The organism is Thiobacillus sp., from assembly GCF_024708915.1.
On the sequence record NZ_JANJXQ010000244.1, the window covers coordinates 1 to 7,950 of the forward strand.

At 67.8% G+C, this 7,950-nt stretch carries 5 protein-coding genes and 1 pseudogene; all 6 read right to left on the bottom strand.

Going from position 1 to position 7,950, the window contains the following annotated elements:
• On the bottom strand, window positions 1–943 hold a 943-nt coding region (locus tag Q0L94_RS16765), incomplete at its 3' end, for a hypothetical protein (RefSeq protein ID WP_296755556.1).
• Between the two features lie 7 nt (window positions 944–950).
• Window positions 951–2,963 (bottom strand): C1 family peptidase, encoded by a 2,013-nt coding sequence (locus Q0L94_RS16770; RefSeq protein ID WP_296755559.1) that lies wholly within the window; start codon window positions 2,961–2,963, stop codon window positions 951–953.
• A gap of 12 nt (window positions 2,964–2,975) precedes the next feature.
• Window positions 2,976–4,436 carry a hypothetical protein gene (locus Q0L94_RS16775; RefSeq protein WP_296755561.1) on the bottom strand — a complete coding sequence of 487 codons (1,461 nt, stop codon included), beginning with the start codon at window positions 4,434–4,436 and terminating at the stop codon, window positions 2,976–2,978.
• 9 nt (window positions 4,437–4,445) lie between these two features.
• Window positions 4,446–5,927, bottom strand: coding sequence for a cytochrome c (locus Q0L94_RS16780; RefSeq protein WP_296755563.1), 1,482 nt, complete (start codon window positions 5,925–5,927; stop codon window positions 4,446–4,448).
• Window positions 5,924–7,489 (bottom strand): hypothetical protein, encoded by a 1,566-nt coding sequence (locus Q0L94_RS16785; RefSeq protein ID WP_296755565.1) that lies wholly within the window; start codon window positions 7,487–7,489, stop codon window positions 5,924–5,926. Before Q0L94_RS16785 ends, Q0L94_RS16780 begins: the two co-directional genes overlap by 4 nt.
• A gap of 223 nt (window positions 7,490–7,712) precedes the next feature.
• A pseudogene (locus Q0L94_RS16790) lies at window positions 7,713–7,950 on the bottom strand (sodium-independent anion transporter); the annotation flags it as partial.

Here is a 7,950-nt window from a genome sequence, read left to right on the forward strand (position 1 = left end):
CCGGCCAGTAGGCGCTTTCGACGGATGAAATACTGGTCGGCGATTCCACGCGCGCGGAAAGCAGTGCGCGTGGCGCCTGGGAGCTGTCGCACAGTTCGCGGCTGCGCGGGTGCTGTCCCGATTCGTTCCACCAGGCATTGAACTCCGCCTGGCCCAGCTCCAGTCCGCGGGCATCCATGCGCAACACGTCACGTCCCGCCTGTTGCAGCGCGACGTTCACCCGCTGCGTGTAGCTGGCGCGCGTTTCGCCGCCCCAGAAACTGCGGCTGATCGGCAGGCCCAGCGCGGCGAAGGCGAGTATCGGGCGCACCGGCCTGGCTGCCGCGGGCGGGGCAGCGGCCTCCGGTTGAACGGTCGCGGCGGGTGCGGCGGGTGCGGCAGCGGGGCGGGCGATTGCGACCCTGGGGGCCGGTGTTGCGGCGGCTGTTTCAGGTGCGGCAGCGCGTGGCTGCGCCGTAGGGGCGGGCCGGGCGGATGCGGAAGAAGCCGTCGCGGCAGATTGGGCGGGCGCGCGCGCTGGGGACACCGTCGCTGCCGGGGTGGGTGGAATGGGCGTTGCCTGCGGGACGGCGGGCGCCGCCGCCGGAGAAGGCGACACGGGCGGAGGGGGCGGCGACACGGGCGGAGGCGGCTGAATGGGCACGGCCGTCGTCCCGGGGCTTGCGCTCACGGGGGGCGCTTCAGCGACAACGGCTGGCACCGGCTTGTCGTCCGCCTTGCCGGGCAGGCCTGGCAGCAGCCGCGGCGCCAGCATCAGGCCGACGCCGGCCAGCACCAGGATCAGCGAAGGATGGGTGACGTTGAGCTTGATGCCGAATGCCTCGACCGACGACGCCTGCGTGCTGGTCTTGCTGTAGATGAACATCACCAGCCCGGTGACCACCAGCACCAGGCCGGCGATCACCAGCAGGCTGTCGAACAGGGTGGCGAGATCGGCGGGCATGCTGCGCTCAGTAGTTCAGGTCGCGTGCGGTGAACGGACGTTTGGGCGTGCCGTCGAGGACACGGGTGAGCACCGAGTTCATGGTTGCGCAGTCGTTGTCGAAGCCGCCGTGGCTGTGGCTGACCGACGCGCCCCGGGCGATGGCCGCGGTTTCGTGGGCGGGGTCGATCGGAATGCCTTCCGAGACGACCCGCGCGGGCCGGCCGTCGACTGTTCCGCCGAACAGGCTGGCGAGCTCGGTGTCGTTGTCGAGACAGGCCTGCATGCCGAGGATCGGCACGTCGCGCGTGCCCTCGAAGGCGTTGGAGACCAGATAGAGCAGCGACTTGCCGTAAGGGCCGACGCTGTCGTCGCGCTCCAGCTTGTCGGACAGCAGATAGAGGCTGGGCAGCGGGGTGTGACCGGCTTTGATGCCCGGCAGCACCCGGTTCCTGAAGGTGTCGACGCGTATCGCCGGGGCGAGGAACTGCACGCTCTTTAGCGGCAGGCCCAGGCTGGCGAGCAGCGGCAGGGCGTGCGCGGCGAAGATGCTGCCGGCCGAATGGCCGACGATGTGCAGTTCCCAGTTGATCTTGTCGTGGCTGGCGAGCTTCTGCTTCGCGCGCGCGACATGCTGCGCGACGAGCTGGATCGCCCCCTTGTTGTGCGAGTGCTCCGATGCGAGCTGCGCGTTCTCCTTCATCTCGCCCCACAGCCTGAAGCCGGCGCGGGCGAGCGTGAGCTCGAGCACGCGGTCCTTGGCCTCGGTGAGGTTGTCCAGGAAGCCGCCACCAGCGAGCTTGTCGGCCTCGGTGAAGAGGTCGGTGAAGAGATTGGCGACGCTGGAGAGGAAATCGCTCTCCCACATGATGTGCAGCGGGTAGATCTCGTTGTCGAGCATGACGTCGCGCATGGCGACGATGCGCTTGGCCGACGCCGCCTCGGAGTTGAGGCCGCCGTGCAGGTAGAGCAGGATGCGGCGCTTCTTCCAGCCCTGGGTGCGCGCGGGGAGGGTTTCGCAGAACAGGCGCTCGAGGTCGGATTCGGTGGTCCAGTATTCGCCCGAGCCCGACAGTTCGCCGTTGTTGGCGACGTCGATCACGTAGGGGCGGATCTCGGACAGCGGAATGGCGCGGCTGGCGCGCTGGAAGCCGGCGTTGCTGATGCCGCGGTCGCCCGCCCACAGGTCGAGGGTGACCGGCACGCCCATCTGCGCGACCCAGACGTCGGTGGCGTGCATCAGGAAATCCTCGTAGGGCAGGAAGGCAAAGCCGTCCAGCCCCCAGTCCGGCCCCCACGAATTCTGGATGACGAAGCCCTGCGGCGTGTAGCCGACGATGGCGATGGCGTGGCCGCCGTCGGCGCTGCCGCTGCGGCGGATGATGGGGAAGCGGTAGGGCGTTTTGCGCCCCTCGACGTTCACGTTCAGTGTGCGTGCGCCTTTCTCGGTGCCCGGCGCCGCCCAGCCCGAATGCACCATCAGCGTCGCATAGAGAATGCCGGTCTCGTTGAGCGCGGTGTGCATGTCGCGCACGTCGCCGGGGCGGATGCGGTAATACGCGCCGCCGGGCGCCTGCATCGCTTCGGCGATCACCGCATCGGTCATGTGCTGGATGCCGTGCTGGGTGGGCCTCCACGAGGTTTCGCGGCAGACGCCGTGCTTGACCCAGGCCTTGATCGCGCCGCGCGCCGACGAGCCTTCGTAGGCTTCGCCCGGCCACTCGTCGTAGCGCCGCGCCAGCTCGTAGAGCATGCGCGGGCTGACCCGCGCCGTCTGGCCCTGCCGGGTGCGCAGGAAATTCACCACCGCTGCCAGCGCGAAGCCGGTACAGGCGCCTTCGCGTCCCTGGTCGAGGATGCGCGAACGCGGGATCAGCGTGCACGCCAGGTAGGCGTCGGGCAGGCTGATGAGCGCAGGCTGGTAGTACCAGTCGCGCAGGTCGATGCGGTCGGGGAAGGCGTCGAGCTGCTTGGCGGTGGCGCGTTCGGCGCTGGATCGCAGCGTTCCGGCGGTGTGCGGGGGTGGGGGTTTCGTGGCCATGGGGATGTCCTGTCAAAGTGTTTTCAGATATTCCAGCAGCACGTCCTTGTCGCCGGCGGGCAGGGCGGTGCCGAAGTCGTGCCCCTGGTTGCCGTTGCCGCGCAGGCGCGTGTCGTACGGGGTGCCGGCACGTTCGGCCGCCGCGCCCTTCACGACGAAGCCCACGTGCACCGGGTCGAAGACGTCGTAGCCGCGCCAGAACAGGGGCGGGCGCTGCGCCGGCGGCGTCAGCAGGTCGGCCAGGGTCGGCACCGAGCCGTTGTGCAGATAGGGTGCGCGCAGCCAGATGCCGTCGAGGAACTGCGCCACATAGCCGGTCAGCGGCGCTTCGACCAGTCCGCGGCGCTCGATGCCCATGTCGCTGACCACCCGGTTGGCCTCGATCGCCGCCTGTTTGCCCCAGGTATCGATGCGGCCGCGGTCGGTGCCGATCTCGGAAAGCGGAACGATGGTGCCGGTGCGGGCGCTGGCGTGGCAGGCGGCGCAGTGCGCGTCGAATACGGGCTTGCCCCGAGCCGCGCGGCCGGCGTCGACGGGGAAGGGATAGTGCGGCGCCGGCTTGGTTTTCAGGTAATCAACCAGCCAGTCGATCTGGCCGAGGAAATCACGCTTGTTCTTCGGCTCCGCGCCCATCAGGCCGAGCGCCGAATCGATGACGACCGAATAGGGGTCGTGCGAGTCGCCGGCGAAGTTCATCCGGTGTCCCTGCTCCGGCTGGTATTTCTGTAGATTCCATATCGACGGCATGTCGGTCGGGCCGAAGCTGTCGTCCATCGGCCAGCGGATCATGAAGTACTTGGTCAGGTTCATCGCGTCGTCGCGCCCGCGCCCCCATTCGGGGAAGTCGTGGCGGTAGATCCACTGGAACTGGCTTTCGCGCTCGGTCAGGCGTTTCTTGGTGATCGGGATGATCAGATAGCGGTAGGCCATCCGGTCGACGAAGTCGAGGTCGGCGGCAAGGTTGATCTCGGCCATCAGGGTGTCGGCGTTGAAGCGTGGATCCCTGGCGCAGTCGACCAGGAAGCGGAAGAAGGCTTCGAGGTCGAGGGTGTGGTTGGGGCCCGTCACGACCAGGGTCGGTGTTTCCTCGGGTCGGCTGCGGTAGCTCGCCACGTGGCAGGCGGCGCAGGTGTTGGCGACGCGGTCGAAGCCGATGCGCCGCTTGGAGAATCCCACCGGCAGTTCCTGGCCCTGTTCCCACACCACACCGAAGCTGGCATAGCCGACGCCGGGCTTGGGCAGCTTGTCGGGGAACACGCGCGGCAGCACGTAGAAGATCCAGTAGGGAATGCCGGCGTCGTTCTCCGCGCCGAATGAGCCGTACTTGAAGCGCTCGTCCGGGTGGTCGAACTGCGTCGCGCCGTGATCGCGCAGGAAACGGTCCCAACCGACGAAACCGAGCACGGCGACGAGCACGAGCACGCCGAGGCCGGTGGCCTTCAGCCAGCGCGGACAACGACAGAATGTCTTCATGGCGGGCTCCTAAAACGTCTTCAGGTATTCGAGCAGCGCCCACTTGTCGGCGGCCGGCAGTGTCGTGCCGTAGGCGGGGCCTTCGTGTCCGGCGTTGCCGTTGCCGGGAATGCGGGTGTCGAAGGCGAACAGGCGCTTGCCCTGGCTTTCGGGCTGGTCGGCGACGAAGCCGAGGTGCCGGGGGTCGTACAGGTCGTTGCCGCGGTAGAACAGCTTCGGCCGCAGCGCTACAGGCTGCAGCAGGTCCCACAGCGTCGGCACCGAGCCGTTGTGCAGATAGGGCGCACGCAGCCAGATGCCGTCGAGCGGCGCGTTGGCGTAGCCCCAGGTCTTGCGGAAGTGGCGGAAGCGGTACGCAGGATCGGCCGAATACAGCATGCCCTGGTTCTGCGCGAGCTGCAGGGTGTAGGAATCAAGGCGGCCGCGGTCGGTACCGATAGCCTGGATCGGCGTGACTTTGCCGACATGCTCGCCGGCAAAGTCGCTGCCGCTCGCGCCGTGGCAGGCGGCGCAGGTCTGCCCGTAGACCTTCTGTCCGTGCGCGGCCAGCGTGCGGTCGACGGGATAGTGCTTTTCGAAGGCGGGCGGCACGGCGCTGGCGATCCACGCCTCGATGCGCGCGATGGCGGCATGGTCGATCAGCCTCGGCGTGGCGCCGGTGCCGAAGGCAGCCGACAGGTTGCGCTCCTCGACGCGGCTGTTGTTGCCATCCCAGTGCAGCTGCATGCCCTGTTTCCTGCCCTGGTTCCAGATCGCGGGGAAATCCGCCACGCCGACCAGTTCTTCCTTTGGCAACTGTTCGAACGGCACGCTGAAAATCGCCTTGGCCGAATTGAAGGTGTCGACTCGCCCCGGCCCCCAGTCGGACTGCAGGTGTATGAAGTTCAGGCGCCCGAGCAGGCCGGCGACGCCGTCGCGCATCAGATGGATGGCGAGCGGGTAGACGATCCGCTCGTCGAGTATCCCGAGGCCACCGGATTTTTCGGCGATGCGCGGCACCACCTGCGTCGGGGTGAAGCGGCGGTCGTTGACGCAGGCCTGGACGAATTTCTGGAAGCCCATCAGGTCGAGCTGGTTGGCCGGCATGCCGGCGACCAGCATCGGTTTGGCGTCGGGTGCGGTGCGCACGGTGGCGGCGTGGCACACCGCGCAGTTGAGGAACACGCGGTCGATGCCCATGTGTCTCCGCTGCGACATGCCAACCGGCAGATCGTGCCCCGGCTCGTAGATGAAGCCGAGCGACGCATAGCCCTTGCCCGGCAGCAGATCGGGGCAGACCTCGGGCAGCACCTGGAACAGCCAGTAGGGGAAGCCCATGTTGCGTTCGCCGCCGGTCGAGCCGTATTTGAAATGTTCGATCGGGTCGGCGTAGGTGACGGGGCGGTCGGGCAGGAAGCGGAGCGCCGCGCCGAGTGCGCCGAGCGCGAACAGGACCAGCACAGCCCACAGGAAGAAACGGCAGCCGGAGCAGCGGGCTTCGGGTGTGCTCATGGTCCGCGCCCCGCATAGTCGGACGGCGGCAGGCAGGGAGGCAGCTGCGCGTAGGGCCGCCGCAGCAGGCTGGCCGGATCCTGGCCGCGCAGACGGCTGGCGACAATGCGTTTCAGGGCGGCGAGTTCGGGCGAGGCGGCCCAGTGCGCAGGATCGGTACCGCGGCTGGCGAGCGCAGCGGCCGGCGGCATCGGCGGCTTGCTGCGTGCGGCTTCGGGAACGCCCGCCATGCTCAGGCGCACGAACATGCGCGGTGCGCAGTGATCGAGCCTGGCCTCGACCTCGGCCGGGCTGCCGTGCAGGAAATTGGGCGGATGCGGCAGCGTGGTGTCGTGGCAGCTGGCGCAGTGGGTGCGGAAAGGCGCAACGAGCGGGCTGGCGTCGCGTGCGACGGAAACCGGTTCGATGCGTGCGGGCGGCAGACGGACAGGAGGGGCCCGGCGCGCTGTGCCGGGTTCGGCCAGTAGGTCGTCGAGCAGCGTGTGGCTGAACGGACGGGCGGAAAATGCGCCGCGTGCGCGCAGGCGTTCGAGCGGCGCGGCGAGATCGGCCGCTTGCAGCCGCTGCGCAGCGTGAACGTCGAGCATGCCGGCCAGCCCGACGACGAAAGCGGTCTTGTCCGGCGCCTGCCAGGTTTCGAGCGGCGGGCGCAACAGCAAGGGATCGTTATCCGGGTTCTGCAAGGCGGCGAGCGGATCGCGGTTGGGCAGATCGGGATTGGGGATGGCGAGGCCATGCGGCCAGATACTTGTCCAGGCGCGATCGAGTGCCGGCAGGATGCCGGGTGCCGGCAAGGAACCCCGGCGCGCGTAATCGAGCGCAGCGGCGAAGGCCTGCATGCGGCAGCGTTCGCCCGCTTCGCCCGGGCCGCAACCCTGCTGCCACAGCGTCTGCCAGACCGAAAACAGGTTGGCGCGGTCGGTGGACGCGTCGATGAAGTAGGCGATATCGGTGCCGGTCAGTTTGACCCGGTAGAAATCGCGTCGCGCATCTTTCAGGCGGGCGGCGATCTCCGGGTTGGCCGGGGTTTCATCCCACAGCGGGCGGGCGAAGATCGGCGCGGCGTTCTGGTGGCAGGCGAGGCACAGGCTGCGCCGCGCGTAGAACACCTGCGGGGTTTTGCCTTTCCGGTAATCGCGCACCACCTGAAATTCGAAGCGGCCGGCGGCATCGTTGTAGCTGATGACTTCGATCACCTCGCCCTTTTCGTGATAGCCGAGGAACAGGCGGTCCTTCAATGGCAGGGTGCCCGGTTTGCCGGCGCCGTCGGCAGCGGCAACCACGCGCGGATAGCGGAAAAAATCCGGCGCGCCGGCATCGCGCTGCAGCGAACGGCCAAGCGGGATCAGCGTGATTTTCAGGGGGGGCAGGCCACCGCTGTCGGTCTGCATCTGGCGGTTGATCGTGTCGACCAGCCGGGAAAACGGAAATGGCACCGGCTGGCTGCCGATCAGCTGGTCGAAGCGCGAGCGCCCGGCCGGCGGCAGGTCGCCCTGCGCAGAGACCGGATGCGGGAAGATCAGTGCGGCGGCGAACATGAGCGTGAGCCAACCCGATCTCATGACGCTAGCGTCGCGACTCGGAAATATCGCAACATGAAACGGCGTCTTTTTCCGCATGGCGGCGTTGCTCGTCGTTGCCATAGAGCCGGCTATGTCGCCCACCCGCAAGGGGTAGGCCGTGGTTGTAAAGCCGATAAATCGGCAACAACCACGCTCTCCCGCGCCTTGCCCTGCGAAAAAATCCATCCGTTTCATTGCGTTCCCCTATTTCCGAGTCGCGACACTAGCGCGCGATGCCCGGCTCAAGCGCGGGCAGGGACGACGGCTTTTCCGGCTGCGGCTTGCTGACCGGGCAGAACAGATCGTCTTTGCCCGCTTCACCCAGCCATTCATAAATGGCTGCCAGCGCCTGGTCCTCGTTGGCGAAAATGTGCTGCTGGCCGATCTCGTCGAACAGGCCGGTGTTGCGCATCACGTCCAGCACCTGCTTCTTGAGGCCGGAGAACACCAGGGTGATGCCG

What these genes read in the sequence shown, in the direction of transcription:
- Q0L94_RS16770 (WP_296755559.1), bottom strand. Translation starts at nt 2,963, where the DNA reads ATGGCCACGAAACCCCCACCCCCGCACACCGCCGGAACGCTGCGATCC.
- Q0L94_RS16775 (WP_296755561.1), bottom strand. Translation starts at nt 4,436, where the DNA reads ATGAAGACATTCTGTCGTTGTCCGCGCTGGCTGAAGGCCACCGGCCTC.
- Q0L94_RS16780 (WP_296755563.1), bottom strand. Translation starts at nt 5,927, where the DNA reads ATGAGCACACCCGAAGCCCGCTGCTCCGGCTGCCGTTTCTTCCTGTGG.
- Q0L94_RS16785 (WP_296755565.1), bottom strand. Translation starts at nt 7,489, where the DNA reads ATGAGATCGGGTTGGCTCACGCTCATGTTCGCCGCCGCACTGATCTTC.